At 38.1% G+C, this 26,300-nt stretch carries 20 protein-coding genes; 10 read left to right on the forward strand and 10 right to left on the reverse strand.

Annotated features, from left to right (window positions below):
* The first annotated feature begins 68 nt into the window (after positions 1-68).
* A complete protein-coding gene (locus EDF66_RS00515) occupies positions 69-4,391 on the forward strand; it encodes a CusA/CzcA family heavy metal efflux RND transporter (RefSeq protein ID WP_132768228.1) in 4,323 nt (1,440 codons plus the stop codon).
* 5 nt (positions 4,392-4,396) lie between these two features.
* Complete coding sequence (locus tag EDF66_RS00520) at positions 4,397-5,635, forward strand: efflux RND transporter periplasmic adaptor subunit (RefSeq protein ID WP_132839776.1); 1,239 nt, start codon at positions 4,397-4,399, stop codon at positions 5,633-5,635.
* A gap of 66 nt (positions 5,636-5,701) precedes the next feature.
* Here the strand turns inward: EDF66_RS00520 and EDF66_RS00525 are convergent, their stop codons facing one another.
* On the reverse strand, positions 5,702-6,043 hold the full coding sequence (locus EDF66_RS00525) for a HopJ type III effector protein (RefSeq protein ID WP_132768224.1): 342 nt from the start codon (positions 6,041-6,043) through the stop codon (positions 5,702-5,704).
* A gap of 40 nt (positions 6,044-6,083) precedes the next feature.
* A complete protein-coding gene (locus tag EDF66_RS00530; RefSeq protein ID WP_031287132.1) occupies positions 6,084-6,614 on the reverse strand; it encodes a YceI family protein in 531 nt (176 codons plus the stop codon).
* Positions 6,615-7,529: 915 nt separating this feature from the next.
* Between EDF66_RS00530 and EDF66_RS00535 the strand changes: the two genes are divergently transcribed.
* From EDF66_RS00535 to EDF66_RS00545, 3 genes are all read left to right on the forward strand, one after another.
* On the forward strand, positions 7,530-7,907 hold the full coding sequence (locus EDF66_RS00535; RefSeq protein ID WP_132839778.1) for a hypothetical protein: 378 nt from the start codon (positions 7,530-7,532) through the stop codon (positions 7,905-7,907).
* A 110-nt stretch (positions 7,908-8,017) separates the two neighbouring features.
* A complete protein-coding gene (locus tag EDF66_RS00540) occupies positions 8,018-9,127 on the forward strand; it encodes an efflux RND transporter periplasmic adaptor subunit (RefSeq protein WP_021188205.1) in 1,110 nt (369 codons plus the stop codon).
* A 23-nt stretch (positions 9,128-9,150) separates the two neighbouring features.
* Positions 9,151-13,710, forward strand: coding sequence for an efflux RND transporter permease subunit (locus tag EDF66_RS00545; protein WP_132839779.1), 4,560 nt, complete (start codon positions 9,151-9,153; stop codon positions 13,708-13,710).
* 99 nt (positions 13,711-13,809) lie between these two features.
* Here the strand turns inward: EDF66_RS00545 and EDF66_RS00550 are convergent, their stop codons facing one another.
* The 6 genes from EDF66_RS00550 to EDF66_RS00575 are packed head-to-tail and all read right to left on the reverse strand — an operon-like array spanning position 13,810 to position 20,151.
* Positions 13,810-15,054 carry a sulfate adenylyltransferase subunit 1 gene (locus EDF66_RS00550; protein ID WP_165902320.1) on the reverse strand — a complete coding sequence of 415 codons (1,245 nt, stop codon included), beginning with the start codon at positions 15,052-15,054 and terminating at the stop codon, positions 13,810-13,812.
* 45 nt (positions 15,055-15,099) lie between these two features.
* A complete protein-coding gene (cysD, locus tag EDF66_RS00555; protein WP_132768218.1) occupies positions 15,100-15,990 on the reverse strand; it encodes a sulfate adenylyltransferase subunit CysD in 891 nt (296 codons plus the stop codon).
* 11 nt (positions 15,991-16,001) lie between these two features.
* Complete coding sequence (locus EDF66_RS00560; RefSeq protein ID WP_132839781.1) at positions 16,002-16,703, reverse strand: phosphoadenylyl-sulfate reductase; 702 nt, start codon at positions 16,701-16,703, stop codon at positions 16,002-16,004.
* A complete protein-coding gene (locus EDF66_RS00565) occupies positions 16,693-17,274 on the reverse strand; it encodes a bifunctional precorrin-2 dehydrogenase/sirohydrochlorin ferrochelatase (protein ID WP_132839782.1) in 582 nt (193 codons plus the stop codon). The genes EDF66_RS00560 and EDF66_RS00565 overlap by 11 nt, the downstream gene beginning before the upstream one ends.
* On the reverse strand, positions 17,275-18,033 hold the full coding sequence (cobA, locus tag EDF66_RS00570; protein WP_132768214.1) for a uroporphyrinogen-III C-methyltransferase: 759 nt from the start codon (positions 18,031-18,033) through the stop codon (positions 17,275-17,277).
* Positions 18,034-18,048: 15 nt separating this feature from the next.
* Positions 18,049-20,151 (reverse strand): HEPN domain-containing protein, encoded by a 2,103-nt coding sequence (locus tag EDF66_RS00575; RefSeq protein WP_132839784.1) that lies wholly within the window; start codon positions 20,149-20,151, stop codon positions 18,049-18,051.
* 145 nt (positions 20,152-20,296) lie between these two features.
* Here EDF66_RS00575 and EDF66_RS00580 point away from each other — a divergent pair, with 145 nt between their 5' ends.
* From EDF66_RS00580 to EDF66_RS00600, 5 genes are all read left to right on the forward strand, one after another.
* A complete protein-coding gene (locus tag EDF66_RS00580) occupies positions 20,297-21,268 on the forward strand; it encodes a PstS family phosphate ABC transporter substrate-binding protein (RefSeq protein WP_132839785.1) in 972 nt (323 codons plus the stop codon).
* 1 nt (position 21,269) lies between these two features.
* Positions 21,270-22,166: a phosphate ABC transporter permease subunit PstC gene (gene pstC / locus EDF66_RS00585; RefSeq protein WP_021188200.1), complete on the forward strand. Its 897-nt coding sequence runs from the start codon at positions 21,270-21,272 to the stop codon at positions 22,164-22,166.
* Positions 22,159-23,013: a PstA family ABC transporter permease gene (locus EDF66_RS00590; RefSeq protein WP_132768208.1), complete on the forward strand. Its 855-nt coding sequence runs from the start codon at positions 22,159-22,161 to the stop codon at positions 23,011-23,013. Before pstC ends, EDF66_RS00590 begins: the two co-directional genes overlap by 8 nt.
* Complete coding sequence (locus tag EDF66_RS00595) at positions 22,968-23,777, forward strand: phosphate ABC transporter ATP-binding protein (RefSeq protein ID WP_132768206.1); 810 nt, start codon at positions 22,968-22,970, stop codon at positions 23,775-23,777. Before EDF66_RS00590 ends, EDF66_RS00595 begins: the two co-directional genes overlap by 46 nt.
* A 73-nt stretch (positions 23,778-23,850) precedes the next feature.
* The gene (locus EDF66_RS00600) at positions 23,851-25,086 is read left to right on the forward strand and encodes a PQQ-dependent sugar dehydrogenase (RefSeq protein ID WP_132839787.1); all 1,236 of its coding nucleotides are present in this window, start codon (positions 23,851-23,853) and stop codon (positions 25,084-25,086) included.
* A 368-nt stretch (positions 25,087-25,454) separates the two neighbouring features.
* On the opposite strand, the gene EDF66_RS00610 is transcribed toward EDF66_RS00600, so the two are convergent.
* Positions 25,455-25,898: a GNAT family N-acetyltransferase gene (locus tag EDF66_RS00610; protein ID WP_132839790.1), complete on the reverse strand. Its 444-nt coding sequence runs from the start codon at positions 25,896-25,898 to the stop codon at positions 25,455-25,457.
* The gene (locus EDF66_RS00615) at positions 25,889-26,269 is read right to left on the reverse strand and encodes a diacylglycerol kinase family protein (protein WP_021188194.1); all 381 of its coding nucleotides are present in this window, start codon (positions 26,267-26,269) and stop codon (positions 25,889-25,891) included. The genes EDF66_RS00610 and EDF66_RS00615 overlap by 10 nt, the downstream gene beginning before the upstream one ends.
* Positions 26,270-26,300: the final 31 nt, after the last annotated feature.

A 26,300-nucleotide genomic window follows, 5' to 3' on the forward strand; every position in this document is an offset into this window, starting at 1 on the left:
AGTTGACTACTTTTCATTCGCTTATCTTCATGATGAGCATTTTGTATAGCTATTTTAAGTAAAATATTATGTTGAACGCAATCATCAGGTTCAGTATCCGTAATAAAATTATTATCGGACTCTTTACACTGATATGGATCATCTGGGGACTATGGAGTGCATTGCACATTCCCATAGATGCTAACCCAGATATTACCAATAATCAAGTACAAATAATCACAAGCTCTCCGGCCTTAGCAACGCAAGAGGTGGAGCAATTCGTCACATATCCGATCGAACAAAAATTAACAAATCTACCGGATCTGGTAGAATTACGTTCGATATCCAGATTTGGACTTTCAGTTGTTACCGCAGTTTTTGACGATGATGTCAATATTTATTTTGCAAGGCAATTGATCAGCGAAAAACTGCAGGAAGCAAAGGAAAATATACCGGAAGGTCTCGGAAGTCCAGAATTAGCGCCGATTAGTACGGGGCTTGGTGAAATTTATCAGTATGTTATTCATCCTGCAAAAGGGGCTGAATCAAAGTATACTGCCACAGATCTCAGAACAATGCAAGACTGGATTATCGCCAGACAACTATATGGAACGCCTGGTGTTGCTGAAGTCAATAGTTTTGGTGGAAAACTAAAACAGTATGAAGTTGCTGTTAATCCTTATAAATTAAAAGCTACCGGTGTCGGAATCAATGAAATATTTGCAGCCCTGGAAGAAAATAATCAAAACACAGGTGGCGCATATATAGATAAAAAACCCAGTGCTTATTTTATACGGGGTATTGGTCTTTTGACATCCATGGAAGATATCGGCAATGTTGCTGTAAAAAATAAAAATGGCTTCCCTATTTATATTAGGGATGTCGCAGAAGTACGTGAAGGTGCTGCAGTACGCTATGGTGCACTGACTTATAATGGAGAAAAAGAAGCCGTAGGCGGCATTGTTATGATGCTAAAAGGCCAGAACTCCGCAGAAGTAGTCGCAGCAGTAAAGGAAAAACTCGAAAGAATTAAACAATCTCTACCTCAAGATGTTGTAGTTGAAGCTTTTTCAGACCGAACAGATCTGGTTAATCGTGCTATTGGAACGGTTGAGAAAAATTTGATTGAAGGTGCCCTGATCGTCATTTTTGTTTTAGTCATTTTTCTAGGAAACCTGAGAGCAGGCTTAATTGTAGCTTCGGCAATTCCATTATCAATGTTGTTTGCATTAGGAATGATGCGTTTATTTGGGGTAAGTGCCAACCTTATGAGTCTGGGCGCTATCGATTTCGGTTTAATTGTCGATGGCTCCTTAATTGTCGTGGAGGCAACTATGCATCATCTGGGGCTTAGAAAAAGTAAGCATGTCCTGAATCAGGCTGAGATGGATGAGGAAGTATACCAATCATCTTCAAAAATCAGAAATAGCGCCGCATTTGGTGAAATTATTATCCTCATTGTCTATATACCCATATTAACACTGGTAGGGGTCGAAGGGAAAATGTTTGGCCCTATGGCGCAAACCGTTAGCTTTGCCATTATAGGAGCGCTATTATTATCACTCACCTATATACCGATGATGAGTGCACTGTTTTTATCCAAAAAGCCTCACCACAAAATTACTTTCGCCGATAAGATGATGGCCAAATTGCAACAATGGTATGCACCATTAGTTCAAAAGGCTGTCCGCATAAGAAGAACACTATTATTATTAACAGTAGCACTCTTAGGTTTTTCCGGCTTCCTATTTAGTAAAATGGGTAGTGAATTTATACCGCAATTACAAGAAGGAGATTATGCATTTCATTGTATTTTACCACAAGGATCTTCACTCTCACAGAGTATAGAAACATCCATGCAGGCTGCGAAAATTATTAAAAAATTTCCCGAAGTAAAAATTGTTGTAGGCAAAACAGGTAGTGCCGAAATCCCGACAGATCCAATGCCGCCCGAGGCAACAGATATGATTATCACCTTGAAACCAATGTCAGAATGGAAATCCGGGGATACATATACGGGACTAGCAGAGCGCATGCTTGATTCACTTTCCGTCATTCCAGGTGTATTCTTTGAAGCATCGCAGCCTATTCAGATGCGATTTAATGAATTGATGACAGGTGTGAGACAGGACGTTGCCATAAAAATATTTGGTGAAAATATAGACTCACTTGCAACGATTGCAAGTCGTGTAGGTCAAGTTGTACAAAGTGTTGAAGGAGCTTCAGCACCACAGATTGAACGTACAACAGGGCTACCACAGATCTCGATTGTTTACAACAGAACACAGTTAGCCCTGCACAACGTAACAGTCAAGGACTTAAATAAAGTTATTGCTATGTCTTTCGCTGGCACAAGCACAGGATCGATATATGAGAATGAAAGGAAATTCGACCTTGTTGTTCGTTTAGATAGCGCATATAAAACGTCAATGGCCGATGTTGAAAACCTACCAGTCTTAACTGGGGATGGAGATCAGATTCCATTGAGCCAACTGGCAACAATTAGTATAAAAGATGGCCCTGCACAGATCAGCAGAGAATCAGGGAAGAGACTTGTCGTGATCGGATTTAATATAAAAGAGCGCGATGTTACTTCAGTAGTAAATGAGATTCAGGAAAAACTGACAAAGATGGATGTGATGCCAACAGGTTACTACTATACTTTCGGTGGGACATTTGAAAATCTAAATGCAGCTTCTAAAAGATTAGCACTGGCAGTCCCGGGCGCATTGTTGCTTATCTTTATATTACTTTACCTGACTTTTAGGTCAATTAAAGAATCCTTACTAATTTTCACAGCCATACCTATGAGTGCAATAGGTGGAGTATTTGCACTATTAATCCGCGATATGCCTTTTAGTATTTCCGCAGGTGTAGGGTTTATAGCATTATTTGGAGTAGCTGTACTGAATGGTATTGTTTTAATTTCCACATTTAATCAATTGGAGAAGGAAGGAATTTCCGATGTATTTGAGCGGGTATGGGAAGGGACAAAAATTCGACTCAGACCAGTGTTGATGACTGCGACAGTGGCTTCATTAGGGTTTTTACCAATGGCTCTAAGTACAGGAGCTGGAGCAGAAGTTCAAAAACCGTTGGCAACAGTTGTCATAGGAGGTTTGTTGTCTGCAACCTTTTTGACACTTTTTGTATTACCTTGTTTATATGTCTTATTTTTTAATACTAAGAAAATGAAAATAGGGAAATCGACAATCATAACATCATTAGTGCTGGCTTTCTTATCACTTTCTACAATAAGTTTAGCGCAAGAAAATCCAAAAAGGATTCAATTGGAAGAAGCTATAGCACAAGCTTTGGACGCCAATCTCAATTTTAAAAACACGGCATTAGAACTTGAAAAATCACAGATTGACCAACAGAAATCTTTCGATGGCAAAACAGGAATTTTTGTAGAGAATGAAGATTTCTCCCCTTTAGAGCCAAATGGATTATGGAAAGTTGGGTTAAGTCAAGATTTCGCCTGGCCAGGGTTTTATAAGGCTAGAAAAGAATTTTTAAAAAAGAATGCCCAAATGGTTTTGGAGCAAAGAGAAGATGCGAAAAAACAACTGATAAGGGATGTATCTTTAAATTACTATCAGCTTATTTATCTAGAAGCTAGACAAGCTTTCTTTCTACAGCTGGACAGTACCCATCAAAAATTATTTGAATCCGCAAAACTTCGGGTAAAAACAGGGGAAGCGGCCGGTTTGGAGCAGATGGCGGCAGAAACAAAATGGCAAGAAAATAAAACCATTATGCTACAAAATGAGCAGGATTTAGCCATTGCCGCACAAAACTTCAGCGTTTTATTAAATAACAACAACTTGATTTTACCGATCAAGAGTGCGCTGCAAAAAATAAGTGCTTTTCAATTGCCAGATTCAATAGGTGATCATCCTTTGCTTAAAATACAGCAGAAATCAATAGAGATGGCTGAAGCAAATACCAAAATGGAGCAAAAAACCAAGTTGCCAGATTTTTCTGGTAGAGCTTTCTCCCAAAAACTTTGGGGACAACGGAATCCTGTTACCGGTATATCACTAACGATGAATATGCCTTTATTCTCTAATAAATATTACCATAATAAAGTTAAAATAGCTGAATTGGAGACGGCAATAGAAAGACAAGAATTGGAGCAGCTGAAAATAAGCCTTACAGCGCAACAAGGTAATGCAAAGAAGGAAATCACCAAAAATGAGAAGCAATTGCAGTTTTATGAACAATCAGGATTAAAGCAATCCGAGGGCATTATGAAAGCTGCCAATTTAGCCTATCAAAGTGGTGAAATCAGTTACGCAGATCTTATCCAATTTCTATCACAGTCCATTGATATAAAAATAAATTACCTAACAGCTTTGAATGCGTACAATCAAAGTGTGATTCAATATCAATATTACCATTCAAATTAAGTATCATGAAACTAAAGTTTTTAATTCGATATAGTTTATTTTTTGCTAGTAGCGTAATCGCTCTAGGATGTCAAACCAATACTTCAACTGAAAAACAGCAAACAGAAGAGAAAGGGGAGCAAGAGCATGAGGAAGAGGCGCTTACATTGACAGCTGCCCAAGAAAAGCAGGTAGGATTAACCTATACAAATTTATCCTATCAGATGCTAAGTAATGGCTTAGTACTCAATGGTGTGCTTGATGTGCCGAATGATAAAAAAGCCTACGTGACATCTGTATATGGTGGAGTCTTGGAAGAACTTTACGCTAGACCGGGAGATTTTGTTAAGAAAGGACAGATTTTAGGAAAAGTGCTCAATCCAGATCTGATTAAAATGCAAGAGCAATTACAACTGATTAACAATCAGATTTCATTAACTCAGATTGAAGTCAACCGTCAGAAGGAATTAGTAGAAGGAAACGCCGCACCTTTAAAAAAGCTACAGCAAGTTGAGGTCGAACTGGCCAATTTGAAAGCTCAAAAGAACAGTTTGTCAAGACAGCTGTCATCCGGTGGAGGGTCTTTGCACATTTCTTCACAAATTACGATTAAGGCGCCAATCTCGGGAGTGGTGGCTTCGATTCAAGGATTGATTGGAACGCGTATCGAGGCGTCTTCGCCAATTTTAGAAATTGTCAATAATGATGCATTGCATGTGGATATGTATGTATATGAAAAAGATTTCTCAAAAGTGAAAAAAGGGCAAAAAATTCTATTTTCTCCTGTTAATAACGCTAATGCTTCATATGAAGCAAAAATAGATCAGCTCGGACAGGCTTTTGAAAAAGAGACCAATGCAATCGCAGTTCATGCCCAGGTTTTAGGCAACAAAGAAGGACTTATTAATGGCATGCAGGTTCAAGGTACAGTTGTTATTGGAGATGAAAAATCACTTGCTGTTCCCACAGATTGTATTGTAAGTGCCGAAGGTAAAGATTACATTTTCATATTAAAGGAAGACCATAAAGCACATGGATCAGAAACAAAAGAAGCTGATACCCATAGTCACGAAGATCATGCGGACCACAACCATGGAGAAGTAGGTAACGAATATGAAAGAGTTCCGGTTGTTAAAGGAGTTTCCTCAAGAGGATATACCGCAATTACTCCTATAAAAGAATTAGATGAACATACGAAGATTGTTCAAAAAGGGGCATTCTTTTTATTAGCCAAAATGACTAATTCCGGAGAACATTCGCATTAATCAATGGCAAGTTCCAAGTTTTATTGCATAAAAAAAGCCGTTATGAAAATAACGGCTTTTTTATTATCAGGCCTCTAATTTCAGTGTTAAAACAACACCGCTAAACGATACGCCATCCCAGCCACTAATCATAAATTGACGTATGTTTTGATGATTATCACCATCAGGATCATTTAAAACAGCCTCATAATGCTCCGCAAATAGGGCAAGAGTCTGATCTTTATCTAAATTGTTTAAACTAGCAAAAGCAAGAATCTTTGCACTGCCTTGATTTTCCGTCTCTTGATTTACTTGATTTCCATTCGTAAATGCAGTAGGGGTGTGCTCATAACGAGCTGCTATGTAGTTCAAAACATCTGAAAAAATAATTTCTTTATTCGCCAGTTTTGCCAAAAGTTCGTGTGCCATTTTGATACAGTATTTAATTTACACACGCAAAATAATAAATTTATTGCTCTTTATTGAGTAACAATTGAATTGAAATATCAATATCTTCATCAATCAAGAGACTATTGGCCTCTAAAACTGAATTATATTTCATATCAAATTCCCATCGGCTCACTTTTCCGGTCACCTCAAATGAAATTTTTTCCTGACCTTGTGGATCAATTATTTTACCATTATATTCCACTTGTAGCTCCACCAATTTTGTATGACCATGCATGGTTAAATGGCCTTCCAATCTAAATTTCTCACCCTTAATCTTTTTAAAACTAGTGGATTTAAATGAAATTGTCGGGTATTGTGCTGTATCAAAGAAATCAGCACTTTTCAAATGTTTATCTCTTTCTTCCACATTTGTATTGATACTGTTTGCATCAATATTAAATTGTATAGAGGCTTCTTTAAAATGCTCACCCCATTCAGCGAAACCGTTAAAAGTGTTAAAACTTCCTCTAATAGAGGCTATTACCAAATAAGTAATACGAAATTGTACCGAGGAGTGGGCAGAGTCTATAATCCATTTTGATTTTTTCATACGATTTACACATTTACAGATACATTGATGATCTAATTTACAAAATAAAAGCATGATATTCAATAGCATATAACGGTATTATGAATCGAAAAGAATCAATCTGATAGCAGTAGAGAAATGAAATTTAAAACAATCGACATCGATATACCTAGCTGTCATAGATGAATCAAAATCCCGTATAAAACCATTCTTCAAAAGATTCTGAAGATTATAAATTGTACTGTAGTAGCTTGATATAGCGCAGTAATAATTTGTTAAAAAACACCTAGATGAACTTAAATACGATGTTGCGAAATAGTCATTTTTGGTAAACAAATTTTAGATATAAATGTATGCAGGGGATGATCATATAATTTCTATTTAACATAATATAAATTATATGACTTATTAATATACTCATTTACAAGGGTTCCATATAATGGCGGTAGTTTCATTTATACGTGGAAATATTTTATTTATAAGACTTTGTTCATGTGATATAACCACCAAAGGCTTATTGTGCTAAAGAATCAATCAATATTGATCTGTATGACTTAGTCTAAATACCACCTGCATAGTACTGTTCATCTTATGCGGTTAACTTCAATACAATTCAAACCAGATGAACTCTAAATAAAACTGTACACAAATTTCCTGTCGAAATGGATCGATCAATAATCGAAATGAAAAATATGAATTTCATTAAATTTTTAAATTCGGACATTTTACAAAAAACAGCGAAATTATATTCTAAAAAACCATTTCTGAGATTTTGATTATCTGGACAATTGTCCGTTCATTTTTTTTTATTGAAATCTCAGCGATTAGGAATTTTGATAAAATACAGCTGCAGCAAATATTAAGACAATGTTTTTCTTTTGTAATATTTATGTGGTTGTTCCAGCATAACTATTTGATTTTATATATTTGTTTTTTATGTGGATTAAAATATTTCACTTCTTGGCATTATTTGGTTACTTGAACATCCTTTTTTATCAGGCTGGCGTCAATACCAATACGCGTGCATCAAATATTTCCACACAATATTTTACCGGAGATTCATTACTTGAATTTGTTCTTGACGATGTGTTGGATATTCCCATTGAAGTTCCTGAAAAAGATTCTGAAGTTCAATTTGACGATTATCGTATTTTCAATTTTAATCCTCAGATTTTATCCGTTTTTATTTTCGTTCTGGGACTTGTTTATTCTGCATTATCAATTTTAAAACAGAAAAAGCACCCGCTTTACAGTAAGAAAAATGCCTGCTTATCAGGTTACTATCAGTATCTCTACCGATACAGTTTATTCTAGTTTACCCCCTGCCCTATTTTTTAATTTTAAATTAGATTTTAAGAGTCTAATTTTCTAATAATCAATATTTTATATTGATTTATTCTATTCGTTAACATTTTATTTTTTATATGAAAACACGTTCCATGTCTTGGTATGCATTGTCATGCCTAGCGATTTTATCTGCCTGCACAGCCAAAAGCAATGATAAACAGGTAAGTACAGCTCCTAAAAAAGTACCTGTATCCAATTTAGTTGTTATGGATACCACAATTTACAAAGACTATATTGCTGATATACAATCAGTCAAAAATATTGAACTTCGATCACGTTTAAGTGGCTTTTTAGAACACATCTATGTGGATGAAGGTGCCGCAGTAAAGAAAGGTCAAGTATTGTTCAGACTAAGTGATGAAGAATACAAAGCCGATTATGCGCGCGCAAAAGCCAACTTTAATGCAGCACTTACAGATGTCAAAAAAGTGGTTCTTGAGTTAGAACGTACGAAAGATCTAGCCGCGAAAAACATCGTAAGTAAAACAGAAGTCGAATTACTTAAATTACAATATACAGCTGCGGAGTCAAAGGTCGAAGAAGCAAGATCGATCATGCAACAAGCTAAAACGCAGTTGAATTTCACATTAGTACGTGCTCCTTTTGATGGTAAGATTGATCGTATCCCCCTAAAAGAAGGATCACTCTTAGAGCAAGGTTCTTTACTAACGACTGTTTCCTCACTTAACGAAGTAAATGTATACTTTGACATTTCCGAAAATGAGTACTTAAGTATTGTATCTGACTCATCGTTTAACAAAGACTCTTTTAACAAAGATGTAAAACTGATCCTCGCTGACGGTAATCCGTACCCATATCCTGGAAAGGCATCCATTGTTGAGAGTGAATTTGAGAAGAACACAGGATCAATATCTTTACGGGCTAGGTTTTCAAATCCGCAGGGCATGTTAAAGCATGGTGCTTCAGGTAAAATCTCTGTTCCAATACAGACCGGCGATACCAAATTTGTACATCAAAAATCTGTTTTTGAAATTCAGGATAAAACTTACGTCTATATCTTAAATAAAGATAAAACTGTTTCGATGAAATCTTTTGAAGCTGGCCAACGTGTCGGGCATTACTATATCGTGAATGGAGGTTTGTCTGATACAGATCAGATCGTATACGAAGGTGTACAATCCTTGAAGGATGGTATGAAGGTGGAAGTAATCCCTGTTAAGTTATAAAAACTTTGTTTTAAAAATATTTTATGTTTGATGTTTATATAAAAAGGCCTATCCTATCGTTGGTAATTTCATTATTTATAACGTTACTAGGATTATTGGCCTTATTTACACTACCTGTTACCCAGTTTCCAGATATTGTACCTCCGTCGGTCGTTGTTACCGCAAATTACACAGGAGCAAATGCGGAAGTCAGTACCAATGCTGTTGCCATTCCGCTGGAACGTGCGATCAATGGTGTTGCAGGTATGACCTCGATGAATACCGTTTCCACTAACAATGGAACAACACTCATTCAAGTCGTTTTTAAAGTTGGAATTGATCCCGATATTGCCGCAGTAAATGTGCAGAATCGGGTAACAACAGTATTAGATGAGCTTCCCGAGGAAGTGACACGCGCAGGTGTTACCACAGAAAAAGAGGTAAACAGTATGTTGATGTATCTCAATCTGTATACTGAAGATGAAACTGCTGATGAACGCTTTATTTACAATTTTACAGATATCAATGTTTTAAAGGAACTCAAGCGTATTGAAGGCGTTGGTTTTGCTCAGATTATGGGTATGCGTGATTACGCGATGCGTGTTTGGGTTAAACCTGATCGGTTAGCGGCTTACAACATCTCAACCGACGAACTAATTGCTTCCCTTCGTAAACAAAATATCGAAGCTGCCCCTGGTCAAACGGGTATAAGCTCGGATAAAATGGTCAATATGCAACAGTATGTACTTCGTTATCCGGGAAAATTCTCGGAACCGGAAGAATATGCCAATGTACCTATTCGGGCAAATGCAGATGGTTCTATTATCCGTATAAAAGACGTTGCTGAGATCGAATTCGGCTCATTAGATTACGAAATGGTTTCTAAAACTGACGGTAGACCTTCGGCTTCCATCATGTTAAAGCAATTGCCGGGATCCAATGCACAAGATGTTATCAAACGTGTTAAAGATAGAATGGCGGAATTACAAAAAGCCACATTCCCGGCAGGTATGAAATATACAATGGGTTATGATGTTTCCCGCTTTTTAGATGCATCGATATCCAGTGTTATCAAAACCCTGCTTGAAGCATTCTTATTGGTGTTTATTGTCGTATTTATATTCTTACAGAATTTTAGAGCGACATTGATCCCGATCTTAGCTGTTCCGGTGAGTTTGATCGGTTCACTATTCTGTATGCAGATGCTCGGATTCTCAATCAACTTATTGACACTATTTGCACTCGTATTAGCGATCGGAATTGTAATTGACAATGGTATTGTCGTCGTCGAGGCCGTATTTGCCAAAATGGAAGAGGAAAATCTTCCACCTATGGAAGCTACGTTAGCGGCAATGAAAGAAGTGGGTACTGCTGTAATTGCGATCACTTTGGTCATGTCAGCCGTATTTATACCCGTGGCCTTCCTTGATGGACCCGTCGGTATTTTTTATCGGCAGTTTTCGCTCACATTGGCCTCAGCTATTATTATCTCCGGCATCAATGCCCTGACATTAACACCCGCACTTTGTGCGATCATGTTAAAAAATCCACACGATCAGAAAGAGAAAAATAACTGGATGACACGTTTCTTTAAAAAATTCAATCAAGCTTACGATAAATTAGCTGGAAAATACCGTGGATTTTTATCGAAAACCGTAAGCCGTCGCGGACTTACAGTACTTGTTCTGGTATTATCTTTTGTAGCAACTTGGGGAACAAGTGCGATCCTACCATCCGGTTTTATTCCCACAGAAGATCAAGGTATGGTCTATGTCAGTGTAACAACACCTCCAGGAGCCACAGTTGATAGAACAGAGAAAGCGTTAGATGAAGTAGATCGTATATCAAGAAGTTTAGAGTCCGTAGAAACGGTATCAACACTTGCCGGATATAGTATTTTGACAGAAGTATCAGGTTCATCCTACGGTATGGGAATGATCAATTTAAAAGCTTGGGAAGACCGTGCGCAGACAGTTGATGATGTGATGAATGAACTCAAAGAAAAAACAGCACATATCGCAGATGCACAGATCGAGTTCTTCCCTCCGCCTACCGTTCCCGGTTTTGGTAATGCCGCAGGTTTTGAGGTTCGTTTACTGGATAAAACAGGAACTGAAGATCTCAATAAAACGGCTGTTGTATTGGAAGAATTCATGAATAAACTAAACGCTAGCGAAGCTATAGAAAGCGTTTCTTCAGGATTTGACGTTAACTTTCCGCAGTATATGTTGGAAATTGACTACGATTTAGCGGCCAAGAAAGGAATATCTGTTGATAATGCAATGAATACATTGCAAACACTTATGGGTAGCTTCTACGCCACCAATTTCATTCGTTATGGACAGATGTATAAAGTAATGGTGCAAGCAGACGCACATTATCGGAAACAGCCCGAAGATGTTTTAAATCTTTTTGTGAAAACCGATAATGGCGAAATGGTTCCTTACTCAGCCTTTATTACCATGAAGCGCGTATTTGGACCGGAACAGATTACACGCTATAACATGTTTACAAGCGCCATGATCAATGGGCAGCCGGCATCTGGATTCAGTACCGGACAAGCAATTGAAACCATCCAGGAGATTGCGAAGAGCTTACCGCAAGGCTATAGTATTGAATGGTCAGGTATGACTAAAGAGCAGATTGCTTCTGGCGATCAGACTATTTACATTTTCGCCTTAGTACTATTGTTTGTTTACTTACTATTGGCTGCGCAGTATGAAAGTTTCTTCTTGCCCTTACCTGTTATCTTATGTATTCCCGCCGGTATGTTCGGAGCGTTTCTATTCTTAAAGTTATTGGGATTAGAAAACAACATTTATGCACAGGTGGCACTCGTCATGCTGATTGGGCTTTTAGGAAAAAATGCCATTTTGATTGTCGAATATGCAGTACTCAAAAACAAACAGGGTATGTCCATTGTGGAGGCCGCGATCGACGGTGCGATAGCACGTCTAAGGCCAATTTTAATGACATCATTTGCCTTTGTGGCGGGACTTATTCCATTGATGTTCTCCTCTGGAGCAAGTGCTATCGGTAACAGAACAATTGGTACCGCTTCCGTTGGAGGTATGTTGATCGGAACCATAATCGGTGTTTTGATTATACCTGCACTTTATGTTCTCTGTTCAAAAAAAACAACAAAAGTTAAGAAGAAGAAATTAGCAACAGTAGTTTCTGTTGTGCTTGCTGTTATTTTAATATCGAGCTGTTCTGTTCCTAAAAAGCTGACACCGATGCAAGCGACAGCATTGCCCGAAAAATTTTCACCGGCAAATGTGCAAACCGATAGTTCGATAGGTCAGATTTCTTGGAGAAAAGTATTTGAAGATAAAAAACTGATTGCCCTTGTGGATTCAGCATTACTGTATAACTATGATTTACAGATGGCGATAAAGCGTATAGAGATTGCTCAAGCAAGCTTCAAACAGAAAAAAGCTGCGCTATTTCCAAAAGTAAATGCTGAAGTTGGCGCAGGTTTGACAAAGTATGGCTTTTATACAGAAGAAGGCATTGGTAACTACGATAGTAACTTTTCAGAAAACTTAAAATCAGACGAAAAGATTCCATCACCTGCTATTCCAGATTATTTTGTAGGACTGCGCAGTTCTTGGGAAATCGATGTATGGGGCAAATTAAAAAATCTGAGACAGTCATCGTACGAGAATTATCTATCACAGCTTGAAGCAAAGCAATTGATTGCGACCGAATTGGTGACCAATATTGGTTCTGCCTACTATCAGCTCATCAGTCTGGATAATCAGTTAGCAGTCTTTGAAAGAAATCTAAAACTGCAGGAAAAAGCCTTAGCTATTATTGAAGTACAAAAAGAAGCGGGTCGAGCGACCGAATTAGCTGTTCAGCAGTTTAAAGCTATTCTAGCAAACTCCAAGTCAGATCGTGCTAAGACAAAGCAAGAAATCAGTATTCTCGAAAATCACATCAATTTCCTTATTGGACGTGTGAATCAGCCTATTGAACGTACTGCAATTCAGCTGGAAGAAGTACATCTGTTTGATAAATTGGCTTCTGGAGATCCCGCATTAATGCTTGCATTGAGACCAGATATCCGCGAAGCCTCTCATCAGATGGTTTCGGCCATGCATGAAGTTCATGCTGCGAAAGCTGCTTTTTTACCCGCAGTAGTCTTATCTCCTTTTATCGGCTTAAATTCATTTAGCTTCGATAAACTGATTGACATCAATAAATCGGCAACTTACGGTTTATTCGGTGGCATTACAGCTCCGATTTTTAATCAAAGAGAATTAAAGACGCAGTATGAACAGTACAAAGGAAATTATGGTATTTCATTCTTGAATTACGAGAAGATTGTTTTACAGGCTTATAACGAAGTATCCAATGCCTTGCTGACAGAAGATCATATTATTGAACGCTTTCAGCACAAAAATGAACAAGTCGTTGCCTTAGAATCATCCGTAAATTCGGCTCATGATTTATTTTTGGCAGGCCGTATCAATTACTTAGAGATCATCACCAGTCAAAGAGAATCCCTTGCTGCTCAAATTGAGCAGGTCAATATTCTAGAAGAAAAGATCTTAAATCAATTAGTGTTATATAAAGCCTTAGGTGGAGGTTGGAAATAAGAATAAAAAAATGTTAATGATAAAAGGGTGGCCAATAAGACCACCCTTTTTCATGTTAATTAAAAAGTAATTTACTTGACTTTCTATCCCCCTCGCCTGCTAAGCAACGCTTTCAATCATAACAGCCGCAACTGTTAAGTTAGTGCGCGGGTCAATGATAATGCCCCTGCCGGTTGCCTGGTGATCCTGGTAAAGATCAAACGAGATATCTTCAGCGGCCTTAATCTGTACACGGCCTATATCATTAAGAGCTATCTCTTCACCATACTTATATTCCTGGTTGTTGATATCCACTTTATGAATGATTTCATTTATTTTCACTTTTGTCGTTCTACCGAAATTCTGAAACAAATAGATCTGATTCGTATCCAGAGCCTTGTTGTCAAACCAGCAGATATTCGCTTCAAAATTACGTTCCACTAGACCCGAATTTTGAGCCGTTACAATGGTATCACCACGGCTGATATCAACATGGTCTGCAAGATGGACAATAACCGACTGGCCATCTTCCGCTTCCTGCAAATCTACTCCAGCCAGTTCAATACTTTTGATGCTACTTTTAATAGAAGAAGGTAAAATTAGCACATCATCTCCTACTTTTAGACCATGGCCAACAACACGTCCAGCATATCCCCTGTAGTCATGTAGCTCATCAGTCTGTGGCCTTACCACCCATTGCACCGGTAAACGCCAAGCTTGCTGATCTGCCTCTTTAAATTCTATCGTCTCGAGATAAGACAATAAAGAAGGTCCCTCATACCAAGTCAAATGTTCTGAAGGATGCACAATATTGTCACCTTTTAGTGCAGAAACCGGCATAAAATCAATATCAGTTAATTTTAAACGTTCCGCTAAGGTCTGATAATCAGCTTTAATGTTTTCAAACACTTCCTGGCTATAATCCACCATATCCATTTTATTGATACACACTAAAACTTTTTTAAGTTCAAGTAGTTTTGCTAAAAAAGAATGACGTTTCGTTTGCTCAATAACCCCTTTACGCGCATCGACCAATATAATAATGAGATCAGAGTTAGAAGCCCCCGTTATCATATTGCGTGTGTACTGTATGTGTCCCGGTGCATCAGCAATGATAAATTTGCGGTGCTCTGTTTGAAAGTATTTATAAGCCACATCGATCGTAATTCCCTGTTCACGTTCAGCTTTCAATCCGTCGGTCAAAATTGCTAGATCCACAGTCCCATCATTATTTTTGCGGTTAGCCTTTTTTATCGCTTCCAGTTGATCGTCCAGTATCGAATCTGTATCATATAATAAACGGCCGATCAATGTGCTTTTACCATCATCAACAGAACCAGCCGTTATAAATTTTAAAATTTTCATTTTCTAGATTTTTGTATTAGTCACCAAACCTTATTGCATTGCTCCTTAGAAGTATCCCTGTTTTTTTCGGTCTTCCATTGCCGCTTCAGAAACTTTATCATCCATACGGGCACCACGCTCACTTACTGTAGAAGCTTTTATTTCTGCAATGATATCATCTAAGGCAGTAGCCTGCGAGTCCACAGCTGCAGTACAGGTCATATCACCGACTGTTCTAAATCGGACCGATTTTGTTTCCACAACATCCTCTTCATCGATGTTTAAGAAAGACGCAGCTGCCATTAATTGGCCATTCCGGGTGATCACTTCACGCTCGTGACTGAAGTAAATACTTGGAAGTTTAATATTCTCCCGTTTGATGTAATTCCAAACATCCAGTTCAGTCCAGTTTGATATTGGAAATACGCGGACATTTTCGCCCTTATTGATTTTTCCGTTAAAGATATTCCATAATTCAGGACGTTGGCGCTTCGGATCCCACTGTCCAAATTCATCACGAACAGAGAATACACGTTCTTTAGCCCTTGCTTTCTCCTCATCACGACGTGCCCCTCCAATACAGGCGTCAAAACCATTTTCAGCAATTGTATCCAGTAAAGTCACCGTCTGTAAAGCATTTCTGCTGGCATTTTTTCCCTTTTGCTCAACAACTTTACCAGCATCGATACTATCTTGTACATGTCCTACGATCAGTTTTTCACCGATCTGTTCTACTAACCAATCGCGGTATGCAATGGTTTCCGGAAAATTGTGACCTGTATCAATATGCACTAGTGGAAAAGGAAATTTACCCGGTCTAAATGCTTTTAATGCCAAATGAACCAAAGTAATAGAATCTTTTCCACCAGAAAATAAGAGCGCAGGATTTTCAAATTGCCCGGCCACTTCACGTAATATATAGATTGATTCTGCTTCTAGTTGATCTAAATAATCCATTTAATCTTGCTTTATTTTGTTGTCACATGTAATCCACACTCTTTTTTACTCTGATCTTCCCACCACCATCGGCCGGCGCGAAAATCTTCACCCTCCTGAACAGCCCGGGTACAGGGCTCACATCCGATGCTCGGAAAACCCTTATCGTGCAGTATATTGTAAGGTATACGCTCGCTTTTAATATAATTGGTAACCATCTCAAAAGTCCAGTCAAATAGCGGATGAATTTTGATAATATTATTCGCCTCATCATACTCGATATACTCCATATCGTGACGATTCGCCGATTGCTCCGCTCTAATTCCTGTTATCCAAATTTTGGCACCTCGCAAAGCCCGCTGTAAAGGCTCTATTTTGCGTATGTAGCAACAAGATTTTCTATTTTCAACAGACTCATAAAATGAGTTCGGCCCCTTTTCAGAAACAAATTCCTGAACCTTTTCGGTATTCGGGTAGTACGTATCAATTTTTAGCGCATAGCGCTCAGCAGTTCTGCTCCATAACGAATAAGTCTCCTTAAAAAGTCTTCCCGTATCCAAAGTAAAAACCCTGATATTCACTTTGCTCTTTCCTATCCAATCTGTAATAATCTGATCTTCGATACCGAAAGATGTCGAAAATACAACCTGATCAGGATATTGTTCAGTAATAACCTGAAGCAGATCCGCTCCCTGTTTTCCTGATAAAAGTTCTTTAATTCCACTAATTTCCATCTCTCTCAATTAATGATTTTGTATGTTTATTCAGCGCCGTGACTTTTGACTGAAAATCACCTTTTAATTGATTCCGCAATTGGCTCATCAATTCCAATGTTTCATCAATCTCCTCAGGAAGCATTTCCTGTAAAAACTCCTTTACTCTTTTTGCAATTGTCGGGGATTTACCGTTCGTTGAAATCGCAATTTTCAAATTACCTTTTTTCACGATCGATCCAAGATAGAAGTCACATAGTTCCGGTTTATCTGCCGCATTTAGCAAAATATGTTTTGAACTCGCTAACGCTCTTATTTGATCATTAAGTTCATGATTGTTTGTTGCCAGCATCACGAGATGTTTTTCATTAAGATCCGATTCCACAAAATCACGCTCTTCAAAAACGATATGCTTATATTGCGTCATGATGATTTTAAATTCATGACATATTTTAGTCGCAATTACTGTTATATGCGCTTTATCATTATTCTGAATGATTGCTTGAAATTTCTCTAACCCGATCGGTCCACCTCCCACTAATAAAATGTGAATCTGATCTGGCTTGACAAAAATTGGAAATAGCGTATTCATTTAAACAGTTGCGTATTTTTCTATAATATGTTTAAAATTCGGATGCTTAGAAACAACTTCGCCCAAAACAATAATAGCCGGTACACCAATGCGTTTTTCCTGAGTTTCGTCCAGTATATCGTCAATCGTACCGATAATAATTTTTTCATTTGGCATAGAGCCATTTTGAATCAATGCAATAGGCAGATTTTCTTTACCATGCTGTTTGTATAATGCGACTATTTCTGTTAGCTTACCAAATCCCATCAGCACCACTACTGTTGCATTTGTTTTAACAGCTGCATACAAGTCCTCTGAGAGTTTTCCTTCAGTTGTAGAACCAGTTATCACCCAAAAACTTTCACTTATACCGCGATAAGTTAAAGGAATCTTTTGGAGGCCCGTTAATCCGATACTAGAGGAAATACCCGGAATAACCGCTGTTTCGATATCATATTGATTAATAAAATCAAGTTCTTCACCACCACGTCCAAATACAAATGGATCTCCGCCTTTTAATCGCACCACATGACCATGAGTCAGCGCATAATCGACCAGTAACTGGTTGATCTGATCTTGTGAAGTAGAAAGCTGTTCCGCTCTTTTCCCAACATATACCTTCGTGCAGTTTGCACTGGCAAAATCCAATAAACTCTCATCCACTAAAGCATCGTATAAAATTACATCCGCTGCCTTTATCGCTTTTATACCTTTTAAGCTGATCAATTCAGGATCACCAGGACCCGCTCCGACCAAAGTTACTTTTGGTTTAATATTCATCTTCTATCCTCCTCATTAATTAACTTTCATCGCATTTCTATACTCATACACAGCGTTAAAGAATGTATTCAAGCTCTCAAGGTAGTTTTCAGCAAACTCTGGAGTAGGCTCATTCTTATTTATTTGCAAAACCAGTTCTGGGAACGTAGTTTCCAATTCAAAAATATGTTGTTCCACAAATTGCGCTTGGAACTCCTGGATCACAGCATGCTGTGAACTCACATTAACACCTTTATCCAATAATAATGCTTTAGCACAACCTATAAAAGTACTGTAGGCATGATAAATAGCATCCGCATACTTTTTCTCCTCAAGAGCAGAAACCGCCCAAGCTCTTTTTTCTTCAGCTTCAAAGATCAAAGTAGCAACAAGGTCAATCATGACTCCCGCACATTCACCCACACCGATCGCTGTTTCAAAAGTCTCCTGATGACCCCAATCAATATATTCATCATCAGATAGTGTTGTTAGATCAGCAAGAGGTTTCAATAAAGTGTAGAAATAGTTTTTGGTCTGACGGTCATAATAAGCATGAAAGTTTTCACCTTCCTGAACATTCTTTTTATAATCCGTTAAAACCAGGTCAACCACGTGCAGCACTCTTTTGGTAGGTACTTTGATAATTCTTTCGGCCACACGACCTACACCATCACCAACAGTACCACCACCGATCATGACCTGTGCAGCAGGAACAACTTTACCGTTTGCTTTTACAGAACTTCCATGAAAACCCAGATGCGCCAATCCATGCTGTCCACAAGAGTTCATACAGCCTGAAATTTTGATCTTCAGTTCACGGTTGTAAACAAAATCTGCGTAAAAATCACGAATGTATGACTCAATAACCCGTGCCATCTCTGTACTGTTTGAAATACCCAGATTACATGTATCCGTTCCTGGGCAGGTCGTCACATCAGACGTGCTTTCAAATCCAGGAGAAGCCAACTCAAGCTTCGTCAATAATTTAAAAATATGAGGAAGCGTTTTCTCGGTAGCATACTTAAGCAATAATCCCTGATTCTGGGTGAAACGAATTTCATCGGCAACCAGACCTTCCAGTCCAGCAACCAAAACTCGTGCTTTTTCAGTTGGAAGATCGCCCGTAGATATTTTAGCAAATACACCATAAAAACCTTGCTGCTTTTGCTCAAAAGTATTTGTTGACTTCCAGATCAGGTAATCCGGATCTAAATCCAAAGATAAACTTTCCACGGCATCCGTATCCGGTGGAGTCGGTTGCGTGATCGTATCGCGGTTGATCTGAAAAGATTTTACATGATTAGCAACGCGTTCTTCAGCAATTAATCTTAACACTTCATCAATACCCAATTTTTGGATCAAATATTTAAAGCGTGCTTTATTTCTATTATTACGCTCGCCATAGCGGTCAAATACACGTAAAGAAGACTCAACAAACGGAATCAACTGATCTTCATGTAAAAATTCATGTACCAAGTGCGCTAGAAAAGGTTGAGAACCCAATCCACCACCTAACAGAACTTTAAAACCACGTTCTTCTTTACCATCAATAACCTGTATTTTAGGAATAAAGCCAAGATCATGGATATATGAAAAAGCAGTATCATCATCTGATGAAGAAAATGACATCTTAAATTTACGACCCATTTCCGCACAGATCGGGTTTCTTAAACAAAATTCGAAAACGGCCTGCGCATACGGAGAAACATCAAAAGGTTCTTGTGGATCTATTCCGGCTGTCGGTGATGCCGTTACGTTACGCACAGTATTACCACAGGCTTCACGTAAAGTAATATCATCCTCTGCCAATTTGGCCCATAACTCTGGTGTGCGATCTAGACTAACAAAGTGTATCTGAATATCCTGACGGGTCGTGATATGCAGATTGCGAATCGCATATTCATCCGATACATCAGATATTTTAATCACTTGTTTGAAAGTTGCTTTTCCAAAAGGTAATTTAATACGCACCATTTGCACTCCAGGTTGACGTTGACCGTAAACCCCTCTTGCAAGGCGTAATGAACGAAATTTTTCATCCGTAATTTTCCCTTCCTGAAAAAGTCTAATTTTCTTTTCTAAATCAATAATCTCTTGCTCAACCACAGGGTTTTCAAGCTCTGTACGGAAACTTTGCATATGCTGAAATTCTATTTATTGGTCTGTATTCTCTTCTATTTGGTTCAAAAGTAGAAAAAAAAACTATATAATCTATAAAATCTATTAAATTAATATATATTTGTCAAAAATAATATTGTAGACCAATCCTATAGAGATAGATAAAATGAAAAAAAACAACCGTAATATACTTATATTAAGCTTATTGTTGTTACTTACGAATAACGCGTGTGCTCCTAAAATAGAGAATGGCTATAGAAAAGAAAGAGGATTTGAAGGTAATATTTCCTTATCTGGAGCGTTTGCACTCTATCCTTTAGTAGTCTTATGGAGTGAAGAGTTTAAAAAGGAACATCCACATGTGCGTTTTAATATTTCAGCTGGCGGAGCAGGCAAAGGAATTGCAGATGCATTGACCGGTATGGTCGACATCGGACTTATTTCCCGCGATCTTCATCCACAGGAAATAGCAAAAGGCGCCTTTCCTATCCATGTTGCTAAAGATGCTGTGATCTGTACCATTAATGCTGAAAATCCAAATTATACCTTACTTAAAGAACGTGGTTTGACCCATGCGGAACTCAAAAATATCTTTATCAATAAAAAATATAAAACCTGGAACGAGATCGACGCGCGATTTTCAAAAGATCCGGTGATCGTGTACACACGTGCTGATGCCGCCGGTGCCGCCGAAACTTGGGCCAATTTCTTTAAAAGTAAGCAGGAGGATTTAAAAGGCGTGGGAATCTTTGGTGATCCAGGAATTGCACAGGCAATTAAAGACGATAAAAATGCCATAGGATTTAACAACATCAATTACGTCTATGACTTAAAAACAAAAAAAGTAATGGATAAAATTGATGTCTTGCCAATCGATCTAAATGCAGATGGGCAGATCAGTGAAAACGAAGATTTTTATAGTACCATAGATGATTTAACGGATGCTGTCAGTAACAACCATTACCCTAGCCCACCAGCCAGAGATCTTTCGTTTATCACAAAAGGGAAGCCTGATAATTTGCTCGTTAAAGAATTCATTTCATTTGTGCTAAAGAAAAAATCGCAGAGTTATTTATTGGAAAATGGATATGTGCCATTAACAGAGTCGTTAATTAATAAAGAACTGATTAAACTGTAATATGCTAAAAACAAGGTTATTAAAAAATGCAATCGCAAAACAGGTCAGTTTTGTTTTGTTGCTCATTTCACTTTCAGTGGTCATTATAATCGGTATCGGACTGACTTTTAAATCAGTACCCTTATTTGAATCGTTTAACATTCTTGAACTATTGACAAATCATGTGTGGGCACCTATGAAAGGAAGTTTTGGTTTCCTACCCTTTATTATGGGCACACTCAGTGTCACATTGGTTGCGCTATTGATTTCATGCCCACTTTGTATCTTAACCTCTATTTACTTAACAGAGTATGCGTCAGACACCTTGAAAAATGTCATATTACCGCTTATCAATGTTCTGGCAGCCATTCCTCCTGTGTTATACGGGGTTTGGGGTGTATTATTTATCGTACCTGCAATACAATCTTATATTGCGCCCATTTTTGCGGTTTCTACTTCGGGTTACACTGTTTTAGCTGGAGGAATCGTACTCGCAGTGATGATTTTCCCGATCATGATCAGTATTATGGTCGAGGTTTTAAAAACGGTACCGGCAGAACTTAAAGCAGCATCACTGTCTTTGGGCGCTACCAAATGGGAAACTGCCCAAAAAGTCATACTTAGAAGAGCAAAACCTGGTATAATAGCCGCAATTGTATTGGCGATCTCCAGAGCATTCGGCGAAACAATTGCAGTTTTGATGGTCTGCGGTAATGTTCCTAAAATACCGACATCCATATTTGATGCTGGTTATCCTATTCCCGCACTCATTGCAAACAATTTTGGGGAAATGATGTCAATACCATTATACGATTCGGCACTGATGTTTTCAGCCTTACTCCTTTTCGTTATTATTTTCGGATTCAATCTCATTTCACGCATCATATTAAACAGATTGGAGGGCAAGCATAATGGATAATCTTAAAACAAGACTTTTTAAAGAGAAAGTTGCAAAAGGTTTTATGCATCTTTCCGGAATGTTGGTCACCGGTTCACTTTTTTTTATAATCGGCACCATCCTATATAAAGGGTTACCTTATCTATCTTGGGAAATGGTGAGTCAATTACCAAAGGGTGGCTTTTACATGGGTAAAGAAGGTGGTATTTTAAATGCGATATTAGGATCTCTTTACCTTGCAGGTGTAGCAACTATATTGGCAACCTTAATCGGTGTGCCGATCGCCTTATATTTAAATATATACATCAAAACATCATCGAGACTAGCGCAGTACTCGAAATTAATGTTTGATATCCTGTACGGAATTCCTTCTATCGTATACGGAGCTGTAGGATTTACCATCATGGTTTATTTTGGCATCCGCGCATCCCTTTTAGGTGGAATTATTACCATTACACTGCTAACAATACCAATTGTGGTGCGAACAGTCGATGAAATCATCAAAACAGTTCCCACAGACTTAAAACATGTTACTTTATCTTTAGGTGCGACCAAATGGGAAGTCGCAAAAGTTTTTATTTTACACATTAAACAAGGAATATTTACAGCAATCTTACTTGCATTTGGAAGATCTATCGGAGATGTTGCCGGAGTTTTGTTAACAACAGGATTTAGCGACAATTTACCCCGTTATATTGACGAACCCGCCGCAACATTGCCATTAGCGATCTTCTTCCAGTTGAGCAGTCCTATTCCAGAAGTTCAAGGCCGTGCTTACGCATCAGCACTTATCTTAACTTTTATTATTCTAATTATTGTCATATGCACGCACATCCTATCATCGAAACAGAACAAACACAAATTGTAAGACCGGCTATTCAACCGCATATTCAGATACAGGATTTGAATATTCATATTGACGGTCATCATATTTTGAAAAACATCAATCTGTCGTTGCCTAATAACAGCATTACCTCGATCATTGGTCCCTCTGGTTGTGGGAAAACGACATTACTGAAAACCTTAAACCGGCTTATTGATGATACGAAAGGAGTTCAGGTGTCAGGCTCTGTATTTGTCAATGGTGAAGATATATATGCCCCAAATGCCGAAGTAACACATATTCGAAAAAAAATGGGCTTACTTTCTCAAAAACCATTTCCATTGCCGATGTCGATATATGACAATGTCGCTTATGGCCCTCGCATCCATGGGACAAGAGGAAAAAAGGAATTAAATGAGATCGTAGAAACACAGTTGAAGAATGTCGGACTTTGGGAAGAGGTGAAAGATCGGCTGGATCAATCCGCTACGCGACTTTCCATTGGGCAGCAGCAGCGTCTATGCCTGGCACGTGGGCTTGCCGTCAAGCCTGAGATTATATTAGGCGATGAATCAACCTCTGCATTAGATCCAATATCGACGCAGACGATCGAAAATCTACTTATTGAACTCAAGAAAGATTATACCATTGTGTTGGTTACGCATATTCTGAGACAGGCACGCCGTGTTTCTGATTATATCATTTTTGTTTATGGCGGCGAAATTCTTGAATTTGGAAAAACAGAAGAAGTACTGTTAAATCCCAAACATGAAATTACACGTCAGTATGTAAAAGGCTTTATTTCATGATAAAACGCTTTGCATGTAATTTTTAAATAAATTATTTATATTTTTATATGATATGAAACAATTCAATTTGTCTATGAAAAGTAAATTATCCACAATCCTGATTAGTTCTTTCGCATTATATTCTTGTTCTAACGGTACTACAGGTGCTGAAACGAACAATAATACAGTAGATAGTATATATCCTCCTGTAGAAACGAATGCGGCAAATACAAAATATAAACCTGCCTTTGAAGGCCAGACCCGTATCGCTGCTGTAAAAACGACTACACCATTTGAAGGAGTTGTACTCAATACAACATTGAAATCTCCTTGGGGAATTGCGTCTTTGCCGGATGGACGTTTACTCATTACCGAAAAAGAAGGAACCTTTAGAATAGCAACTGCTGACGGTAAAGTTTCTGAACCGATAACAGGTCTACCTAAAGTGGATACAGATGGTCAAGGTGGTTTATTAGGACTAACGATAGATCCTAATTTTGAAACAAACCGAATGATCTATTTTGTTTTTTCTGAGCCAAGCGCTGAAGGAAACCTAACAGCTGTCGGGAAAGGAAAATTAGCCGCAGATGACAAGACAGTTGAAAATGTCGAAGTTATTTACCGCGCTACACCAAAGTACAAAGGTAAACTACATTATGGTGGGCGTATCCTATTTGATAAATCAGGCAATTTAATTGTAAGTACGGGTGAACGTTCAGATTTAGCCACCAGACCTCAGGCACAAGATCTAAAATCAGGATTAGGCAAGATTGTTAGAATAACAACAGATGGCGCTCCAGCAGCGGGTAATCCGTTTGCAGGGAAAGCAGATGTAAGACCAGAAATTTACAGTTATGGACATAGAAATGTTCAAGGATTGGCACTTCATCCTGAAACGGGTGATTTATGGGAGACAGAATTTGGTCCTCGCGGTGGAGATGAACTAAACCGTATCGAGCCTGGCAAAAACTACGGCTGGCCAATCATTACTTACGGTTTAGAATACAGTGGTGAAAAAATTGGAGAACCTATCCAACAAAAAGAAGGATTAGAGCAACCGGTTTATTACTGGGATCCCGTATTATCACCTAGCGGTATTACATTCTATACAGGAGATGCCATTCCTGAATGGAAAAACAATCTATTCATCAGTGGACTAAGCAGTACGCATATTGCCCGTCTAGTTATTAAAGATAATAAAGTCGTAGGCGAAGAAAGGTTATTAGCAAAAGAAGGACAACGCTTCAGAGATATCACACAAGGTAAAGATGGAGCGCTTTATGCCATTACAGATCTAGGACGTCTTTACAAAATTGACAAAAAGAAATAACAATTTCGATTGTAAAAAACAGCTAAAGGTAACCAGAAAGGTTACCTTTTTTTATGTATGTGTATTAATCAAAAAGATGGTATGACAAAACACGTTCTAATCAGAATAGTCGCATTGATCATTCTTTTATTTATGGCCATTCCCATCGGTTTGTCCCAGTTAGATCCAAATAGACGTTGCGGTACAGCCGATAGCTTAGCTATAATTTTTTATATGGGAATCTTTTTGCTGCTATGGATGATCTATTTAATAGTAGAATCTGTTTTCTTATACCGTAAAAACGAAATTCCAAAATTCAGATTCAATATCATTGCCGCTCTAATTATCCCTCTTTTTATATTGATCTCTTTTTTATTTAATTTACTTGATTAAGAGACCAATTCCATACTGTATAAGTCAAAATCTTTCGCCCAATAATCTTTTACAATCTGGTTTAAAACAAAGCCATTTTTCTGATAAAATAGATAAGTACGTTGCGAAGTACGGACAATGATGCGGTCGATCGTTTTCAGCTCTTTTAAAATTGCTATACGGTGTTCCAGCAACTTTTTGCCATATCCCTTACCCTGTTCTGCAGGAAGGACCATATCCCAGCAGATTACAGCCCTATTCTCTTCCGGCTCAACGGTAATGCCACTGCATGCCACCACTCTATTGTCTACTTCAAGAACAAAAAACTGCTGCATCTCAAAATCCAGATAATACTTCAAATCCTCTTTTTCATCCTGAGCAAAGTAAGCTGGAATATTTTCTTGCATAATATTGAGTACGACATCCCGATCCCGTAGCTCGTAAGCCCTAATTAAAACCATATCGCCATTATTTTTGGAACAAAAATGAACATTGCTATAACCACAGAAACGATCGCTGCTGTTAATACTGCGGCAGCTGCTAGATCTTTCGCTTTTTTTACAAAATCATTCTTTTCCTGACAAACCAGATCCGCAAGATTTTCAATAGCGGAATTAATTATTTCAAGCGCAAAAACAGCACCAATACAGAGTAAGATGATCATCCATTCAATCGCAGCGATATCAAAGTAAATTCCAGCAACAATGGTCACAATAGTTGCCGCTACATGAATACGCGCATTATGTTCTTCTATCAACAGTATTTTGAAACCATTGAATGCATATGCAAAACTTTTTATTCGATCCTGTAGCGAGAATTGTTGATTTTTCATGTAATATATGCTGTAAAAGCAAAAGCCGTTT

This window comes from Sphingobacterium sp. JUb20, from assembly GCF_004342035.1.
Classification (GTDB): domain Bacteria; phylum Bacteroidota; class Bacteroidia; order Sphingobacteriales; family Sphingobacteriaceae; genus Sphingobacterium; species Sphingobacterium anhuiense.